This is a genomic window from Corynebacterium jeikeium (genome assembly GCF_000738175.1).
Classification (GTDB): domain Bacteria; phylum Actinomycetota; class Actinomycetes; order Mycobacteriales; family Mycobacteriaceae; genus Corynebacterium; species Corynebacterium jeikeium_C.
Map to the genome: position 1 here is coordinate 48,028 of NZ_JFCH01000035.1, position 18,077 is coordinate 66,104.

Consider the following 18,077-nt stretch of genomic DNA (forward strand, 5'->3'; position numbering starts at 1 on the left):
GTACTAGATGCGCTCCTTGATGCGGGCTGCCTTGCCGCGACGCTCGCGCAGGTAGTACAGCTTCGCACGGCGGACCTTACCGCGGGACAGGACGTCGATGCGGTCGATGTTCGGGGAGTGAACCGGGAAGGTACGCTCCACACCGATGCCGAAGGAAACCTTGCGGATGGTGAAGGTCTCGCGGATGCCGGAGTTCTGGCGGCGGATCACAACGCCACGGAAAACCTGCAGACGGGACTTGGAGCCCTCGATAACCTTGACGTGAACGTCCAGGGTATCGCCGGCGCGGAACTCGGGAATGTCGTCGCGCAGCTGAGCTGCGTCAACCTTATCAAGAATGTGCATGGATGAAATCCTTTTGCTCGTCTGGATAGAGGATCCTCGCGGCTTTTCGCGTGACGCGCGCGCCTACGGGTTCGTACCCACAACAGAAATTAACTTGAGTAGTATGACACCGACTAGTGGCTTTGTCCAAATCCCGCGTTCTTCAGCGCGGCGGCCATACTGCCCTGCGGAGCCTGATTGCGCTGGTTGGGCTTCCTCCGCGCCCCCTTCTTCGGCTTGGACTTGCCGTTGGCTGTAGGGGCCTTGGGTTCGTCCTGCAGGCGCAGGGAAAGGCCAATGCGGTTGCGCGGAACGTCCACGTCAACGACGCGCACCTTCACCACCTCGCCAGAGCTGACCACGTCGTGCGGATCCTTTACGAATTGCTCGCTCATGGCGGAGACGTGAACCAGGCCATCCTGGTGCACGCCGATGTCCACGAAGGCTCCGAAGGCCGCAACGTTAGTGACCGTGCCCTCTAGCACCATGCCCGGCTTGAGATCCTTGATGGTCTCGATCCCCTCGGCGAGCGTGGCGGTTTTAAACGTCGGGCGCGGGTCGCGCCCCGGCTTGTCCAGCTCCGCCAGCACGTCCGTGACGGTGGGGATGCCGAACTGCTCGTCCGCGAAGTCCCCCGCACGCAGCTTGCCCAGCACGGCGGAGTTGCCCACGAGCTGCGCAACCTCCACGCCGGTGGCGTCCACGATGCGGCGCACCAGCGGGTAGGCCTCCGGGTGCACGGCTGAGCCGTCCAACGGGTCGGCAGCTCCGTTGATCCGCAGGAAGCCCGCGGCCTGCTCGAACGCCTTCGGCCCCAGGCGCGGCACCTTCAGCAGCTCCTTGCGGGACTTGAAAGCGCCGTTCTCATCACGGTAGGCCACGATGTTTTCCGCCAGGGTCGGAGTAACGCCCGCCACCCGGTTGAGCAGTGGCGCACTGGCCAGGTTCACGTCCACGCCGACGGAGTTCACTGCATCCTCCACCACAGTGTCCAGCCCGGCGGCCAGCAGCGCCTGGTTGACGTCGTGCTGGTACTGCCCCACGCCGATGGATTTCGGGTCGATCTTCACCAGCTCCGCCAGCGGATCCTGCAGGCGGCGGGCAATGGAAACGGCTCCGCGCAGCGAGACGTCCATGTCCGGGAACTCCTGGGCGGCCACCTCGGAGGCGGAGTAGACCGACGCACCCGCCTCGGAGATGACGACGGTCTGGGGCTTGGTACCCTCAGCCAGCCCGGCGATCTCCTTTGCCAGCTTCTCCGTCTCGCGGCTGGCGGTGCCGTTGCCGACTGCCAGCAACTCCACACCATGCTTGTTCACCAGGGCGCTGAGGATCGTGCGGGCCTTATCCCACTGGCCGGAGTGCGGGTAGACAACCACCGTGTCCAGCACCTTGCCGGTGCCGTCCACCACGGCACACTTCACGCCGTTGCGGTAGCCCGGATCCATGCCCAGGGTCGCCCGGTGGCCCGCGGGGGCCGCCAGCAGCAGATCCTTCAGGTTCTTCGAGAACACGCTCACGGCAGCCTCGTCGGCCCTCTCCTTCAGGCGCATGCGCACATCCACCGCGGAGCTGACCGCCAGCTTCGTGCGCCAGCCGAAGCGCACGCATTCGGCGCGGAACTTATCGGCCGGGTCCCCCTGGGCCTGCAGCCCAGTGCGGTCGGCGATGATGCCCTGGTAGAACTCGTCGTCCTCCCCCGGCGCAAAGTTCACGCGCAGCACGCCCTCGTTCTCACCGCGCAGCAGCGCCAGCACGCGGTGGCTCGGCAGGTCCCCGAAAGGCTCGTCAAACTCGAAGTAATCGCGGTACTTCTGGCCTTCTTCCTCCTTGCCCTCAATCACGGCGGATTCGGCACGGCCGCGCTTGAAGTATTCCTCGCGGATCTCCCCCACCAGATCTGCATCGGTGGAAATGTCATCGACCACGATGGCCCTGGCGCCGGCCATCACCGAGGCGGCGTCAGCAAAACCCTCCTGGACGTAGTCCGCGGCCAGATCGGGACTACCTCCGGCGAGCAGCTTCTCAACCAGCTCCCCCAGGCCGGCCTCGCGTGCGATGGCGGCCTTGGTGCGGCGGGACTTCTTAAACGGCAGGTACAGGTCCTCGAGGCGGGCCTTCGTGTCCACGGCCAGGATCTTTTCACGCAGCTCGTCGGTGAGCTTGCCCTGCTCTTCGATGCTCTTGAGGATGGTCTCCTTGCGGGCGGCGAGCTCGCGTAGGTAGTCGAGGCGCTGCTCGAGCTGGCGCAGCTGGCTATCGTCCATGCCGCCGGTGACTTCCTTGCGGTAGCGGGCGATAAACGGCACGGTCGCCCCGCCATCCAGCAGGTCGATGGTGGCCTGAACGCGGGGCTGATCCACCCCGAGCTCGTGGGCAATGATGCTAGCGATGCTATCGGTCATTCCCCACATTCTAGAGGGGCTACTGCTTGCCGAAGTCCTCGCCCCACTCGGGCGCATCGCTGGTGAACTCCGTCAGATCGCGCTCGCCGCTAAAGCCCTGCTGCATGTGCAGGTACTCCAGGTGGCGATCGAAAAGATCCAGCACGTTATTGATCAGCTGCGCGCGGGTGTAGCCGAACACGTCGAAGCCCAGGGAGCCGTTCATGCCGAAGACCTCGAGGCGGACGTAGTTCTTGCCGTTGTCGAGCTTGTCCGACGCACCCTCGCGAACCGCGAACTCCGGGGTGGTGGAGATGACCGGGTAGAGCTGATAGCGGAAGACCGGGTCCTCCCCGAAAATCACGGACAGGTCCAACTGGGGAACCTTGGTGTCCTTACTGTCGGCGACCAACAACGTGGCGTCATAATCCCTAGCCCGCAGCGCCGTAGCGACCGATTCAAGGGCGGGCTTGGCGATCTGCACCACATACCGGTGCGCGGTCTGCTCCGACGGCCAGGTAGAAGTGCGATCGAGGCGGTTCTCCCAGTCCAGGTCGTTGCCAGAGGGCAGGGTACGTCCGGAGATTGCGGAGTGCAGAGCGATGGCACGGGAATCCACCTGGGCGGTCTCCATGCGTATCGAGCGCATCAAGCCCACCATGATCAGGTACACCACCACCATGAACGGCAAGCCCATGATCAGCGTGGCCATCTGCAGCGTGGCGATGCCGCCAACTTGCAGCATGGCGATCGTCAGCACGGCGACGGCACCCGACCACATCAGGCGCATCCACGGCGCGCCGTCCTGCTGTGGGTCCTGCGAGATGGAGGAGAACTTCGCCATAACCAGCGCGCCGGAGTCCGCGGAGGTCACGAAGAACAGCAGACCCACGAGGATGGCGATAAACACCACGATCGTGCCGCCGGGCAGTCCATCGAGCAGGGTGTAGAAGCCACGCTCCGGGGAGTCCACGGCGGTCTGCAGGAAGTCGTGATCCTTGTTGTTGACCGCACGATCCAGCGCAGTGTTGCCCAGGATGGAGGCCCACAGCGCGACGAAAAGGAAGGGGACGCACAGGGTACCGATGACGAATTGGCGGAAGGTGCGGCCACGGGAAATACGGGCCAGGAACAGACCTACGAACGGCGCCCAGGCCACCCACCAGGCCCAGAAGAACAGGGTCCAGTTAGCCATCCAATCCGCGGTGGCTGCCGGGTCCTGGGAGTAAGAGAAAGTCTCGAAGGTCCAGCGCGGCAGCCAGGCGAGGTAGTCGCCCATGTTCTTCACCACGGAGTTCAGCAGCCAGCCAGTGCGGCCGGTGAACAGGACGAACAGCAGTAGTGCGGTGGCGAGGTAGACGTTCGCCTCACTGAGGCGCTTAATGCCCTTGTCCACACCGGATACTGCGGAGATCGCTGCGACGCCCACTGCCAGCGCCACCAGAGCGATTTGCATGCCACGGCCCTCGGGCAGGCCGAACACCATGTTCAGACCGAAGTTCAGCTGCACCACGCCGATACCCAGGGAGGCCGCCACGCCGAAGATCGTGCCGAGCAGGGCGGCGATATCGACCGCGTCGCCGATCGGCCCGTTCACCCGCTTGCCGATCAACGGGTACAGGGCGCTGCGGATGGCCAGGGGCATGTTCAGGCGGTAGGCGTAGTAGCCAAAGGCCAGGCCCATCAGCGCGTACAGCGCCCAGCCGGACACGCCCCAGTGGAAAAGAGTCCAGGCGATGGCCTCGTTGTAGGCCTGCTCCGTCATCCCCTCGCCCACCGGCGGGGTGGAATACTGCGCCAGCGGCTCGGCCACGGAGTAGAACATCACGCCGATGCCGATACCGGCGGCGAAGAGCATTGCCGACCAGGAGAAAAGGCTGTACTGGGGCTTGGAGTGGTCGGGACCCAAGCGGATAGCGCCCGCCTTGGACAGGGCGATCCAGATCATGAAGATCAGCGCAATGGCAACGGTGGCGATGTAGAGCCAACCCAGGCTCTCTGTCAGCCACCCGGTGATTCCCCCGACGACGGAATCGAAGTTATCGCTGGCGACGGCGGCCCAGATAGCGACCAGCAAAGTGATGACCATCGTGACCGCCACCACGGGCCAGTTGGCCTTGGGAGGCTCCCCACTGCGTGAACGGTCCGCCCCCGCAGAGTACGTACCGACGATGGCCCGAGGGCCAGCTGACAGTCTGGATCGCTTCTTGTCCGCCAACTTTTCCTATTCCTTAAACCACCCCGTCACCGCTGGCGCGATGTTGGTGTAGACGTGCTTGTGCTCTTGGTACTCGGCCAGTCCGGTGGGGCCGAGCTCGCGGCCGTTGCCGGACTGCTTCATTCCGCCCCACTCCGCCTGCGGCAGGTAGGGGTGGAAGTCATTAATCCAAATAGTACCGTGACGCAGCTTACGTGCGACCCTTTCCGCCTTTCCTGCGTCAGTGGTCCACACAGCTCCGGCCAGGCCGTACTCGGTGTCGTTGGCGATGGCTACGGCCTCGTCCTCGGTGGTGAAGGTCTCGATGGTCACGACCGGGCCGAAGGCTTCGTCGTGCACGCAGTCCATCTCTTGCGTGCAGCCATCGATGATCGTCGGCAGGTAGAACACGCCCTGGGTCAGGTCCGTGTTGCCCGTGGCGTGGGAGCCCTGGTTGTTCTCGGCCGTCGGGATGCGGCCGCCGCAGAGGATCTTCGCGCCTTGCTCGCGGGCGCGGTCGACGTAGGCCGCAACCTTGTCGCGGTGATCGGCGGAGATCAGGGCGCCGGTCTCGGCGGCCTCGTCCAGCGGGCCGCCGACCTTGATCTTCTCGGCCTTGGCCACCAGAGCCTCGACGAACTGGTCGTGGATGGACTCCTCCACCACGATGCGGGAGCCCGCAGAGCACACTTGGCCGGAGTGGACGAACGCGCCGTTCAGTGCGTTATCCACCGCAGCGTCGAAGTCCGCGTCGGCGAAGATAACGTTCGGGTTCTTGCCACCCAGCTCGAGGGCCACGCGCTTGACGGTCTCCGCCGCGTTGCGGGCGATCAGCTTGCCGGTGACCAGGCCGCCGGTGAAGCTGACCATATTCACATCCGGGCTCTGCGACAGCGGGTTGCCGCAGTTGGCGCCCGCGCCGGTGATCAGGTTAGCCACGCCAGCCGGCAGCCCCAGCTGGTCCAGGACCGTCATCAGCATCATGGCGGTGTGCGGGGTGAGCTCCGCCTGCTTCAGCACAAAGGAGTTGCCTGCGGCCAGGGCCGGGGCGACCTTCCAGGCCACCTGCAGCAGCGGGTAGTTCCACGGGGTAATCAGGCCGCATACGCCTACCGGTTCGGCGTCAATACGAGAGCGAACATTTGCATCGCCCGGGTCCACGACGCGACCGGCCTGGTGCTGGGCGAGAGTGCCGAAGTACTCGAAGGAGTTGGCGATGTCGTCCATGTCGATCTCGGACTCAGCCAGGCGCTTGCCCGTGTCGGCGGACTCGGCGCGGGCGAAGGCATCCTTGTTCTCGCGGATCTTGTCGGCAACCTGCAGCAGCAGCTTGCCACGCTCGGCGGCGGGCACGTCGGCCCACACGCCGGAGTCGAAGGAGGCACGGGCAGCGGCGATGGCCTTGTTCGTGTCCTCGTCGGAGGCCTCGGACACCAAGCCCACGGTGGAGTTATCGGCGGGGTTGGTGATCGTGCGGGTCTCGCCCTTTTCGGCTGCTACCCACTCGCCGTTGATGAACAGCGAGGCGGGAGCGCCCTCGTTCTTGTGCACCCCGGCCAGCAGTTCGCAGGTGGTGGGGTCGAACAGTACAGCGTTCATGGTTGTGATTCTCGCTTTCTGTATTTGACCTTTTGGTCCAGTTGGTCGGTCCAGTTGGTCCAGCTTTTAGTCTTCGGTCCAGGTGCGCACGGGATCCGCGCCATCGGACATGTCGGAGGTGCCCGGCAGGTCGCGCTGCATGTGCAGGAACTCCAGGTGGCGCTCGTAGAGGTCCAGGACGTTATCGATCAGCTGTTCCGTGGTGTAGCCGTAGATGTCGTAGCCCAGCGAGCCGGTGTTGTCGAAGACCTCGAGTCGGTAGTAGTTCTCCCCATTGTTAGTGCTGCGGGTGAAGCTCGGCACCGGGTGCTCCAAGGGGTAGATCTGGTAGCGGAAGTCTTGCTCTTCACCCAGGTGGATGGTGAGGTCTAGCTGGTTTACCGGCAGGTTCGGCACGTCTGCAGCCACCAGCGTAGTGTCGATGCCTTCGTCCTTCAGCTCGCGGGCAACGGCCTCCAGCGCAGGCTGCGCCACGTTAGTGAGGTACTCGTTGGCCTTGGCCTGGCTAGGCCAGGTGGATGCTCGAGACAGGCGCTTGCGCCAGGACTGCTTGTCCCCGCCGGCACCGGAGCGGCCGGACATAGCACTGTGCAGCGAGATGCTGCGGGCCTCGGTGGCGTAGCTCTCCAGGCGCAGAGAACGCCACAGACCAAACATGATGAGGTAGATCACGATCGTGAACGGCAGGCCCATCACGATGGTTGCCAGCTGCACTGTTTCGACGCCGTTAACTTGCAGCATGACCAGGGTCAGCAAGCCGACCAGCACGGCCCAGAAGATGCGGGACCACTTGGCACCGTCCTGGCGGGAATCCTCGATCTTGGAGGTGAAGTTGGCGGTCACCAGCGCACCGGAGTCGGCGGAGGTGATGTACAGAAGCAGGCCAATCATGGTGCACAGGACGATCAGCACCGCGCCGCCGTTCATGTCCTGCAGCAGTGCGTAGAAGCCCTGCTCCGGAGTTTCCATGGTGTTGTTGGCGAAATCCATGTCGCCACCGACAACGCGCTTCAGGGCGGTGTTTCCGAACAGGCTCATCCACAGCAGGATGAACAGGAACGGGATGGTCAGTACGCCGACGACGAACTGGCGCAAGGTGCGGCCGCGGGAAATGCGGGCCAGGAACAGGCCGACGAAGGGCGCCCAGGCTACCCACCAGGCCCAGAAGAACAGCGTCCACGCGCCCATCCATGCCTTGGTGGCCTCCGGGTCCTCGGAGAAGGCAAACGTGTCCATCGTCATGCCCGGGAAGGAGGACACATAGTCGCCGATGTTCATCACGAGGGCGTCAAGAAGGAAGGCAGTCTGGCCCGTGACGGTGACATAGAGGACCAGGCCGATGGCGAGCAACACGTTGATCTCACTCAGGCGCTTAATGCCCTTGTCCACGCCGGAGATGGCGGACAGGGTGGCGATGCCGACGGCGAAGATGATCAGGCCGGATTGGACGGCCACGCCCTGATCCCAACCGAAGATGAGGTGCAGGCCGTAGGTCAGCTGCACCACGCCGATGCCCAGGGAAGCCGCGATGCCGAAAACGGTGCCCAGCACAGCGGCGATGTCCACTGCACCGCCGATGGGTCCATGGATGCGCTTACCGATCAGCGGGTACAAGGCGCTGCGGATGGCCAGTGGCATGTTCAGGCGGTAGGCGTAGTAGCCGAAGGCCATACCCATCAGGGCATACAGGGCCCAACCTGTGATGCCGTAGTGGAACAGTGCCCACACGACTGCCTGCTCTGCAGCCTCGCGGGTCTGCCCCTCCCCTACTGGCGGCGCCATGTACTGAGTCACCGGCTCCGCGACGGCGAAGAACATCAGATCCACGCCAATGCCGGCGGCGAAGAGCATCGCCGACCAAGAAAAGAGGCGGAATTGCGGACGGGAGTGGTCCGGCCCCAGGCGAATGTTGCCCGACTTCGAGAAAGCAACCACTAGGACGAAAATCACGGCTACCGTCGCGGTGACGATGTAGAACCAGCCGAGGTTCGTGGAGATCCAGCCGGTGACGGTGCCCAGGGTGTCCTTGGCCTGCTCGCGACCGAAGAAAGCGTAGAGGGCGACGGCCAGGATGCCGAGTGCCGAAACGATGAAGACGGGCCAGTTGGTCTTGGGGTCCGTTACTTCACCCGGCGAATAGCTATCACGGTCGTTAACATCAAAAGAGCCGACGATCACTCGCGGGGCAGAGGCTTTTTTCCTGCTCACGAGGCGCCGGGAGGCGCTTTCGGCCGCCTCCGGCTGGTGGTCGTTTTCGGGATTTGTCATGTAATTCTCCTCTTGTTCTCCACGATCGCTACTACGCCAAAGGGAGTTCATTTTCTCAGAAATACAATTCCCTAGAATACACAGGTCTTTCTAATTTTCCAGCATTACCCCTCACATAGGTGTCTATTTACACTTCACTAGTGAGGTAGATTAATCATGCCTTTTACCTGCCATCTAGCGATCTGTAAAAGAAAATGGCATACTGGTTTACGTTCAGTCATTTAACTAGGAGGCGAGTGAATAGATGAGCTTCATTGACAAGCTGATTCCAGGAAAGAAGAACGACACCACAGGCCAGGTAATCGAAGACCGTCGTCGGGACATCGTCATCGTTGGCGGCGGTTCCGCAGGTTCCGTATTGGCCAACCGACTCTCTGAAGACTCCACCAAGGACGTCATGGTCCTGGAGGCCGGCCGCCCGGACTCCCTGTGGGATCTGTTCATCCACATGCCGGCGGCGTTCTCCTTCCCCATCGGCGACAAGCACTACGACTGGCAGTACGAATCCGAGCCGGAACCGGAGATGAACGGCCGTCGTATCTACCACGCCCGCGGCAAGGTGCTGGGTGGCTCCTCCTCCATCAACGGCATGATCTTCCAGCGCGGCAACCCGATGGACTACGAGAAGTGGGGCAAGCTGCCTGGCATGTCCAACTGGGGTTGGAGCCACGTCCTGCCCTACTTCAACAAGATGGAAACCGCTCTGGGCGCCGACGCTAACGACCCGCGCCGCGGCCACAACGGCCCGCTGAAGCTGACCCGCGGCCCGGCCACCAGCCCGCTGTTCCAGGCCTTCTTCAAGTCCGTCCAGCAGGCCGGCTACAACCTCACCAACGACGTCAACGGCTACCGCCAGGAGGGCTTCGCTCCCTTCGACCGCAACATCTTGGGCGGCAAGCGCCTCTCCGCCGCTCGCGCCTACCTGCACCCGGTCATGAACCGCAAGAACCTGGACGTGCGCACTCGCGCCTACACCACGCAGGTCATCATCGAAAATGGCAAGGCGGTAGGCCTGGAGTACCAGTGGAAGGGCCAGACCCACCGTGTCTTCGCCGACAAGGTCATCCTCTGTGGCGGCGCCTTCAACACCCCACAGCTGCTGGAGCTGTCCGGCATCGGTGACCGCGAGGTCCTGGAAAAGGCTGGCGTCGAGGTCAAGAAGCACCTGCCCGGCGTGGGCAACAACCTGCAGGACCACCTCGAGGTCTACGTGCAGTACAACTGCACCCAGCCGGTGAGCTCCCAGCCGTACTACAAGATGATCAACCGCCCGTTCATCGGCCTGCAGTGGCTGCTGACCCGCCGCGGCCCGGTTGCTTCCTCCCACTTCGAGGCCGGCGGCTTCGCCCGCTCCAACGAGAACGAGGACTACCCGAACCTGATGTTCCACTTCCTGCCGATGGCGATCCGCTACGACGGTTCCCAGCCGGAGGGCGAGCACGGCTTCCAGTTCCACGTCGGCCCGATGTACTCCGACACCAAGGGCCACGTGCACATCAAGTCGAACGACCCGAAGGACAAGCCGGAGATCCTGTTCAACTACCTGGCCACCGAGCAGGACCGCCGCGAGTGGGTCGAGGCCGTGCGCACTTCCCGCAAGCTGCTGGATACCCCGGCGATGAAGGAATTCACCGACGGCGAGATCTCCCCCGGCGCTGCCGTGGAGACCGACGAGGAAATCCTGGAGTGGGTCCGCAACGACGCAGAGACCGCTCTGCACCCGTCTTGCACCGCCAAGATGGGCCCGGCGGACGACGAGATGGCCGTTGTCGACCCGGAGACCATGCAGGTCCACGGTGTTGAGGGTCTGTACATCGCCGATGCATCGGTCATGCCGATCATCACCAACGGCAACATCTACGCGCCGGTCATCATGCTGGCAGAGAAGGCCGCCGACCTGATCAAGGGCGACAAGCCCCTGGATCCGATCGACATCCCCTTCTACCACGCCAAGCAGGACATGCCGCTGTACGCAGAAGGCGACGAGCCCCGCGATCACGTCAACGCCATCCCGGGCGCTGACCACTAGTTGCTAGGGCTCCAGCCCGTCCAGATACGCCCGATCTGCCTTGGATAGCTCCACGCTATCCAGCAGGTCCGGGCGTATTTTTTTGGTCCGGGCGAGGGATTGTTCGCGCCGCCACTGCGCAATCTTCGCGTGGTTGCCGCTAAACAGCACGTCCGGCACGTCCAGCCCGCGCCACTGCCGGGGGCGGGTGTAGCTGGGGCCTTCCAGCAGGCCGTCCTGGAAGGAATCCTCCTGATGGCTGGCCTGGTTGCCCAGCACGCCGGGGATCAGCCGCACCATCGCCTCGGCCATAACCAGCACGGCGACCTCCCCGCCGATCAGCACATAGTCACCAATGCTGACTTCCTCCACGCGGTAGCGGTTCTGCGCATCATCCACCACACGCTGGTCGATCCCCTCGTAGCGGCCGCAGGCAAACACAACGTGCTCTTCGTTGCTCCACCGTTCTGCCATGTCTTGGGTGAACGGTTTTCCTGCGGGTGTAGGGACAATAAGCAGAGGTTTTGTGACGCCACCCGCCTCCTCCCCTAAAGGCTCAGCATCGCCATTAGTAGTGGCTGGGCGCAGGTTGCGCTTGTGCTCCGCGGAGCTTTCCAGGTCGCTGACCGTGGCCGCCGGGCCGGTGCCAGCCGCGACGTCATCAAGAGCAGGCCCCCAGACCTCGGGCTTCATCACCATGCCGGGGCCTCCGCCGCACGGGGTGGAATCCACTGACTGGTGGACGTCGCTGGTCCAGGCGCGCAGGTTATGCACGCCAACGCTTAGGATCCCCTGTTCGATGGCTTTACCCAGGAGCGCGTGGCGCAGCGGCTCCAAATATTCGGGAAAGATCGTTACTACGTCTAGACGCAAAACTAGCTCAGCTCCAAAAGCCCCTCGGGCGGTGTGAGTACGAGGATATCCTCTTCCAGGTCTACAACCGGGACAATCTGGTGGCGGAAGGGTACGAGCACTTCCTTTCCAGCGGTCGGCAGCTGGGATTCGGCGTCAATAAGAATAACGAGCAACTGCCCGGCCGGAGTGTGCTCGACGGCAACAACCTCCCCGACAAGATCCCCGAGCTGGATCTCGTCGCCCTCCAGGTCCGTGCCAGGGGCGAGGAGGTAGGCGGTGAGACCTTCGAGTTCGTGGTCGTAGAAACCATCGTCGTCCTCATCGTGCACGGGGGCGGCGAAGAAGCGCACGCCGCGTAGGGACTCAGCGGCCGTACGGTCGACGACCTCCTCGAAGGTGACCAACAGGCGCCCCTGGTGCGGGCGGAAGGAACGGACGGTCAAGGACAGCTCCTTGCCCGCTTGCTTGCCCTTCAGAACCTCGCCGGCAGCGAAGCGCTGCTCGGGAGTATCGGTTGTGGGGTCGACCACAACCTCTCCCCGTACGCCATGGGGTTTGATCACCCTGCCGATCTGCAGTTCCATAGGCTAGATAACACCCTGTGCCAGCATCGCATCGGCCACCTTGCGGAAGCCGGCGATGTTGGCGCCGAGGACGTAATCGTCTTCGCGGTCGTATTCCCGGGCCGTCCTATCGCAACGCTTGAAGATTCCACGCATAATGTCGCGCAGGCGCTTGTCCGTGTAGTCAAAGGTCCAGGAATCGCGGGAGGCATTCTGCTGCATCTCCAGGGCAGAGGTAGCCACACCACCGGCGTTGGCAGCCTTACCCGGAGCGAAGAAGACCTTGCGCTTACGGAAAGTCTCGATAGCCTCCGGGGTGCAAGGCATATTCGCGCCCTCTGCGACGTAGCGGCAGCCATTGTCGGCGAGCATGATGGCCGACTCGCCGTCCAGCTCGTTCTGGGTGGCACACGGCAGAGCAACATCGGCCTCAACCTCCCAGATGTTGCCACCCTCGTGGTAAGTCACGCCGTCGGTCTCCTTGGCGTAGTCGGAAAGGCGTGCGCGGCGCACCTCCTTAACGTCCTTCAAAAGCTCGATGTCCACGCCCTCCGGGGTGCACACATAGCCAGAGGAATCAGACATAGCCACGACGGTAGCGCCAAGCTCTTGCGCCTTCTGGGCCGCGTAGATGGCGACGTTACCGGAGCCGGAGACGATGACCTTGGCACCGTCGAAGCGATCGTCGTGGGCGCCCATCATTTCCTGGGTGAAGTACACGGTGCCGTAGCCAGTGGCCTCGGTGCGCACCAGGGAGCCGCCCCACGTCAGCCCCTTACCGGTGAGCACGCCGGACTCGTGGCGGTTCGTCATGCGGCGGTACTGGCCGAACAGGTAACCAATCTCGCGACCACCCACGCCGATATCACCGGCGGGAACGTCGACCTCTTCGCCGATGTGGGTGTGCAGTTCCGTCATGAAGGACTGGCAGAAGGACATGATCTCGCGGTTCGACTTACCCTTCGGGTCGAAGTCGGAGCCGCCCTTTGCGCCGCCGATCGGCAGGCCGGTCAGGGAGTTCTTGAAGATCTGCTCGAAGCCCAGGAACTTGATGATGCCCAGGTTCACCGAAGGGTGAAAGCGCAGGCCACCCTTGTAGGGGCCGAGCACGGAGTTGAACTGCACACGGAAACCGCGGTTCACGCGCACCTCACCCTCGTCAGTGATCCACGGGACACGGAAGATGACCTGGCGCTCCGGCTCACACATGCGCTCGATGAGTGCATAATTTGCGTAGTGCTCGTCCTTCTTCAGGACGTACGTCAGGCTATCCAGCACTTCCGAAACAGCCTGGTGGAACTCTGGCTCCCCCGCGTTGCGCTGAATAATCTGCTGGTAGTAACCGCTGACGGTTTCTTCGACGTTCATTGAGGATGCCTTCTTTGCCTCTCGCGAAAACCCAATGGTCGGCATGCGGCCGACCTGTGATGACAGTCATTTAGTCTACTCCCCATGACTGACAACACATTCAAGTGGTGCGTGCCGGGGGCAATCGCCGCAACGGATAGCGTGAAAGACAACTTGAAATCCACCCTACAAATACAGAAACCCCAGGTGAGCAGTAACTACTCAACCTGGGGTTAGGAATCAGGTGACGGTTCGTACCGCCGCCCCCTTACTCTGCGGACTCGGCCTCAGCCTCTGCCTCGCCCTCGGAGTCAGCCTCAGCGGCCTCGGCCTTCTCGGCTTCCTCAGCTGCCTTAGCAGCAGCCTCTTCCTCAGCGGCAGCCTCAGCAGCGGCCTTAGCCTCTGCCTCTTCCTTGGCCTTGCGCTTCTTCTCGGTGATAGCCTCTGCGGTCGGGCCATCTGCAGCCTCAGCCAGAGCCTCGTTGAACAGATCCAGCTTGGACTTCTTCTCCTCGGCAACCTTCAGGGTGCCCTCGGCGCCCTCGATGCCCTTGAACTTCTGCCAGTCGCCGGTGATCTTCAGGAGAGCCAGAACCGGCTCGGTCGGCTGTGCGCCGACACCCAGCCAGTACTGTGCGCGCTCAGAGTCGATCTGGATCAAGGACGGCTCCTGGGTGGGCTGGTAGATGCCCAGGTTCTCGATGATCTTTCCGGAACGCTTGGTGCGAGCATCCTGAACGACGACGCGGTACTCCGGGGTACGGATCTTACCCAGGCGCTGCAGCTTAATCTTGACGGCCATGTGATGGCTCCTTTTCTTCTAGTTGGTCACTGGGCAGTTCAGACACTCTGCGAAAAATCTCTGCGGATAACCCGCTAAAAAAAATTTCTGGCCAGAGCCGGTTCAACCCTTCGTATTTTTGCTGCGCGTGACCACCGGCCGACCGTGGTCGGGGACGGTGTTACACAGACAACCTGCATAAGTGTAGTAGCCGGCACCCACGGGAACCAAATCCCCTGCTGGAGGTGCCCTCTACTTCTTCGGGAAGTTCATCTTCGACAGGTCAATGCCTTCGAAGCCCGGGGGAAGCTGCTCCTGCATCTTCTCCAGGTCCTTCATGCTGGGCATTCCGCCGCCCATACCCGGCATGCCCGGCATGCCCGGCATCCCCTGGCCGCCGCCCATGCCCTTACGCATGTTCTTGCGCTTCTTGGCGTTTTTGCCCTTCTTGCCCTTGCGGTGCACCTTTTGCTTCTTGGTTGCAGAGCGTCCGCCCATGCCGAACTGGCCGGCCATCTTGCCCATCATCTTCTTGGCCTCGAAGAAGCGCTCGACCAGCTTGTTCACGTCGGAGACGCTAACACCGGAGCCGTTTGCGATGCGCTTGCGGCGGGAGGCGTTCAGGATCTTCGGGTCCTGGCGCTCAGCCGGGGTCATACCGCGGATGATGGCCTGGATGCGGTCCAGTTCCTTTTCATCGACCATGTCGGCCATCTTCGACATCTGGGAGCCACCGGGCATCATCTTCAGGATGTTGCCCAAGGGACCCATCTTGCGGATCATCAGCATTTGCTCGAGGAAGTCCTCCAGCGTCAGGTCGCCGGAGGCCATGCGCATGGCAGAGTCTTCGGCCTTTTCGGCGTCCAGCACCTGCTCGGCCTGCTCGATCAGGGTGAGCACGTCACCCATGCCGAGGATGCGGTTAGCCATGCGGTCCGGGTGGAAGATGTCGAAGTCTTCCTGCTTCTCGCCGGTGGAGGCGAACAGAATCGGCTTGCCGGTGACCTCGCGAATCGACAGTGCGGCACCACCGCGGGCGTCACCATCCAGCTTCGTCAGGACGACACCCGTGAAGTCCACGCCATCGCGGAACGCCTCGGCCGTGGTAACGGCATCCTGGCCGATCATGGCGTCAATAACAAAGAGCACCTCGTCGGGCTCCACCGCATCGCGAATGTTGCGCGCCTGGCGCATGAGCTCCTCGTCGATGCCCAAGCGACCAGCGGTATCGATAATGACGATGTCGTGCTGGCTGCGGTAAGCCTCTTCGATACCGCGCTGCGCGACGTCGACGGGATCACCGTGGCTGGTGCCCATCTCGTGGTCGTGGGAATCCAGGCTGGTGCCCGGATCCGGAGCAAAGGTCTTTACACCGGCGCGTTCACCGACGATCTGCAGCTGCTGCACCGCACCCGGACGCTGCAGGTCACAGGCCACCAGCATGGGTGTGTGGCCCTTCTTAGCCAGGTGTAGGGCCAGCTTACCGGCCAGGGTGGTCTTACCGGCACCCTGCAAACCGGCCAACATGATGACTGTCGGCGGGTGCTTAGCCAGGTTCAGCCTACGGGTCTCGCCACCGAGGATCTCCTTGAGTTCCTCGTTGACGATCTTGATGACCTGCTGTGCCGGGTTCAGCGCCTCGGATACCTCTGCCCCAGCGGCGCGCTCCTTGATGCGCTTGATAAAGGCGCGCACCACCGGGAGGGATACGTCTGCCTCCAAGAGCGCAAGGCGGATCTCGCGCGCGGTGGCATTAATATCAGCCTCGGACAGCTTGCCCTTGCCACGAAGGCCCTTCATGGCAGATTGCAGGCGGTCTGACAAAGACTCAAACACTACTTAGTGCTCCCTTGTAGGTATCGGAGGTTGGCTTATAACTCCCCTAGCTTAGCCAGTGGCCTACACGACAGTCACATTTCACCGGTGTTTTAGAGCGTTTTAGAGCGCCGCTTTACAGCGCATCCTCTCCGCGCTCGCCGGTACGCACGCGGATCACCTCGTCCACCGGGGTGATCCAGATCTTGCCGTCGCCAATCTTTCCTGTGCAGGCGGCGCCGACAATCGCGTCGACGATGCTATCCACAGAGGCATCTGCCGCCACGATCTCTAGCTTTACCTTTGGCACGAAGTCCGCCGCGAACTCGGCGCCGCGGTACACCTCACTGTGGCCGCGCTGGCGGCCGAAGCCTTGAGTCTCGCTGACGGTCAAGCCGTGGATCTCGATGGCCTCGAGGGCCTGGCGAATGTCGGACAGTGTGAAGGGCTTGATTACTGCGGTAATGAGTTTCACGATTCTTCTCCCTTATTCTGTGCGCTGTTCTCGGGCTTGCTGTGGGCGCTGTTGTGGGGGTTCTCGACGCCGTACATGCTGCGGATATGTGAGCTCGACGTGACCTTAAGATCGTAGGCGGACTCGCGGTGCTCCACCAGGTCGATGCCCGTATCCTCACCCTCATCGTCGACCCTCCAGCCGATCGTGACCTTGATCACCAGGGCGATCAGGTAGGTAACCACGCCGGAGAGGATCATCGCCACCACTGCGATCACGATCTGCACCAGTAGCAGCTTGAGGCCATCTACCCCGCCGCCAGTGAACACACCGTTGTCCTTCGACAGCAGCGCCAGGCCCACCGTGCCCCACAGCCCTGCGGCCAGGTGCACACCCACGACGTCGAGGGAGTCGTCGTAGCCAAAACGGTACTTGAGGCCGATTGCCATGCAAGCGATGACGCCACCTATGAATCCAATGACGATGGAAGTTAGGGGCGTCAACGTCCCAGCCGCCGGGGTGATCGTAACCAGACCTGCCACGGCGCCAGACGCGGCACCCAGAGAGGTAGCGGCGCGGTCGCGAATAGTTTCACAGAGCATCCAGCCGAGCATCGCGGCCGCGGTAGCGACCGTAGTGTTGATCCAAGCCAGACCAGCCATTCCGTCGGCGGCAAAGGCGGAGCCGCCGTTGAAGCCGTACCAACCGAACCACAGCAGTGCGGCACCGAGCATCACCATCGGCAGGTTGTGCGGACGGCCCACTTTGGAGGGGAAGCCAGCGCGCTTGCCAACGAGCAGAGCCAGAACCAGCGCCGCCGTACCGGCGGAGATGTGCACCACGGTGCCACCTGCGAAGTCGATGGGCGTAATGTTGGCTTCCCCGTCGACGGAGCCGAACATCCAGGCGGCGATAGAGTTCTCACCGTCGCCAAGCAGGCCGCCGCCCCACACCATGTGAGCCAGCGGGAAGTACGCCAGGGTCACCCACGCACCGGCGAAGGCGAACCAGGCGGCGAACTTCACGCGCCCAGCCAGTGCGCCGGAGATGATGGCGGTGGAGATGATGGCGAAGGTCACCTGGAAGCCGATGTCGATGGCATTGGGGTATCCGTTGGCACCTTCGACCGGTTGGCCCGCGGCGTCAGTAATCTCGCCAGAAAAACCGAACGCGGTGAAGGGGTTGCCGAACAACCCTGCGATATCCGTGCCGGCGTAGGACATCGACCAGCCCCACAGCACGTAGAGAACGGGGACGATGGCCATCACGCCGAAGGACATCATCATCATGTTGAGCACTTGGCGGCGGCCAGTCATGCCGCCATAGAAGAGGGCAAGGCCTGGGGTCATGAGCAGCACCAGCGACGCGCTGATGAGCATCCAAGCCGAATTTCCGGAGGTCAGTACAAGTTGATCTGGGGTCATTTTTCACATCCATATCTGTGAGTCTCAGCACTTGTGCTGCAAAGAATAAAATGCTGAA

At 62.7% G+C, this 18,077-nt stretch carries 13 protein-coding genes; 1 reads left to right on the forward strand and 12 read right to left on the reverse strand.

Annotation, left to right across the window (positions count from 1 at the left end; all coding sequences use genetic code 11):
- Positions 1 to 3: 3 nt before the first annotated feature.
- The 5 genes from rplS to betT (JQ46_RS06195) form a co-directional block, all read right to left on the reverse strand.
- On the reverse strand, positions 4 to 345 hold the full coding sequence (rplS, locus tag JQ46_RS06175; RefSeq protein WP_005295302.1) for a 50S ribosomal protein L19: 342 nt from the start codon (positions 343 to 345) through the stop codon (positions 4 to 6).
- Positions 346 to 458: 113 nt separating this feature from the next.
- Positions 459 to 2,729: a Tex family protein gene (locus JQ46_RS06180; protein ID WP_034986359.1), complete on the reverse strand. Its 2,271-nt coding sequence runs from the start codon at positions 2,727 to 2,729 to the stop codon at positions 459 to 461.
- A gap of 19 nt (positions 2,730 to 2,748) precedes the next feature.
- Positions 2,749 to 4,926 (reverse strand): choline BCCT transporter BetT, encoded by a 2,178-nt coding sequence (gene betT / locus JQ46_RS06185; RefSeq protein WP_034986360.1) that lies wholly within the window; start codon positions 4,924 to 4,926, stop codon positions 2,749 to 2,751.
- 6 nt (positions 4,927 to 4,932) lie between these two features.
- Positions 4,933 to 6,504 carry an aldehyde dehydrogenase family protein gene (locus JQ46_RS06190; protein WP_034986361.1) on the reverse strand — a complete coding sequence of 524 codons (1,572 nt, stop codon included), beginning with the start codon at positions 6,502 to 6,504 and terminating at the stop codon, positions 4,933 to 4,935.
- Positions 6,505 to 6,570: 66 nt separating this feature from the next.
- On the reverse strand, positions 6,571 to 8,772 hold the full coding sequence (gene betT / locus JQ46_RS06195; RefSeq protein ID WP_237744748.1) for a choline BCCT transporter BetT: 2,202 nt from the start codon (positions 8,770 to 8,772) through the stop codon (positions 6,571 to 6,573).
- Positions 8,773 to 9,016: 244 nt separating this feature from the next.
- On the opposite strand from betT (JQ46_RS06195), the gene betA reads away from it, so the two are divergent.
- A complete protein-coding gene (gene betA / locus JQ46_RS06200) occupies positions 9,017 to 10,801 on the forward strand; it encodes a choline dehydrogenase (protein WP_034986362.1) in 1,785 nt (594 codons plus the stop codon).
- 3 nt (positions 10,802 to 10,804) lie between these two features.
- Here the strand turns inward: betA and trmD are convergent, their stop codons facing one another.
- From trmD to JQ46_RS06235, 7 genes are all read right to left on the reverse strand, one after another.
- Positions 10,805 to 11,653 (reverse strand): tRNA (guanosine(37)-N1)-methyltransferase TrmD, encoded by an 849-nt coding sequence (gene trmD, locus JQ46_RS06205; RefSeq protein WP_034986363.1) that lies wholly within the window; start codon positions 11,651 to 11,653, stop codon positions 10,805 to 10,807.
- A gap of 2 nt (positions 11,654 to 11,655) precedes the next feature.
- Positions 11,656 to 12,219, reverse strand: coding sequence for a ribosome maturation factor RimM (gene rimM / locus JQ46_RS06210; protein WP_034986364.1), 564 nt, complete (start codon positions 12,217 to 12,219; stop codon positions 11,656 to 11,658).
- 3 nt (positions 12,220 to 12,222) lie between these two features.
- Positions 12,223 to 13,566 carry an NADP-specific glutamate dehydrogenase gene (gdhA, locus tag JQ46_RS06215; RefSeq protein ID WP_034986365.1) on the reverse strand — a complete coding sequence of 448 codons (1,344 nt, stop codon included), beginning with the start codon at positions 13,564 to 13,566 and terminating at the stop codon, positions 12,223 to 12,225.
- Positions 13,567 to 13,813: 247 nt separating this feature from the next.
- The gene (gene rpsP, locus JQ46_RS06220) at positions 13,814 to 14,347 is read right to left on the reverse strand and encodes a 30S ribosomal protein S16 (RefSeq protein WP_034986366.1); all 534 of its coding nucleotides are present in this window, start codon (positions 14,345 to 14,347) and stop codon (positions 13,814 to 13,816) included.
- A gap of 231 nt (positions 14,348 to 14,578) precedes the next feature.
- Positions 14,579 to 16,162 carry a signal recognition particle protein gene (ffh, locus tag JQ46_RS06225; protein WP_034986367.1) on the reverse strand — a complete coding sequence of 528 codons (1,584 nt, stop codon included), beginning with the start codon at positions 16,160 to 16,162 and terminating at the stop codon, positions 14,579 to 14,581.
- Between the two features lie 115 nt (positions 16,163 to 16,277).
- A complete protein-coding gene (locus JQ46_RS06230; protein ID WP_034986368.1) occupies positions 16,278 to 16,616 on the reverse strand; it encodes a P-II family nitrogen regulator in 339 nt (112 codons plus the stop codon).
- Complete coding sequence (locus JQ46_RS06235; protein ID WP_034986369.1) at positions 16,613 to 18,019, reverse strand: ammonium transporter; 1,407 nt, start codon at positions 18,017 to 18,019, stop codon at positions 16,613 to 16,615. The genes JQ46_RS06230 and JQ46_RS06235 overlap by 4 nt, the downstream gene beginning before the upstream one ends.
- Positions 18,020 to 18,077: the final 58 nt, after the last annotated feature.

Excerpts from the sequence above, each read along its gene's own strand:
- rplS (WP_005295302.1), bottom strand. The coding sequence starts at position 345 with ATGCACATTCTTGATAAGGTTGACGCAGCTCAGCTGCGCGACGACATT.
- gdhA (WP_034986365.1), bottom strand. The coding sequence starts at position 13,566 with ATGAACGTCGAAGAAACCGTCAGCGGTTACTACCAGCAGATTATTCAG.
- JQ46_RS06235 (WP_034986369.1), bottom strand. The coding sequence starts at position 18,019 with ATGACCCCAGATCAACTTGTACTGACCTCCGGAAATTCGGCTTGGATG.
- betA (WP_034986362.1), top strand. The coding sequence starts at position 9,017 with ATGAGCTTCATTGACAAGCTGATTCCAGGAAAGAAGAACGACACCACA.
- rpsP (WP_034986366.1), bottom strand. The coding sequence starts at position 14,347 with ATGGCCGTCAAGATTAAGCTGCAGCGCCTGGGTAAGATCCGTACCCCG.
- JQ46_RS06180 (WP_034986359.1), bottom strand. The coding sequence starts at position 2,729 with ATGACCGATAGCATCGCTAGCATCATTGCCCACGAGCTCGGGGTGGAT.
- betT (WP_237744748.1), bottom strand. The coding sequence starts at position 8,772 with ATGACAAATCCCGAAAACGACCACCAGCCGGAGGCGGCCGAAAGCGCC.
- rimM (WP_034986364.1), bottom strand. The coding sequence starts at position 12,219 with ATGGAACTGCAGATCGGCAGGGTGATCAAACCCCATGGCGTACGGGGA.
- JQ46_RS06190 (WP_034986361.1), bottom strand. The coding sequence starts at position 6,504 with ATGAACGCTGTACTGTTCGACCCCACCACCTGCGAACTGCTGGCCGGG.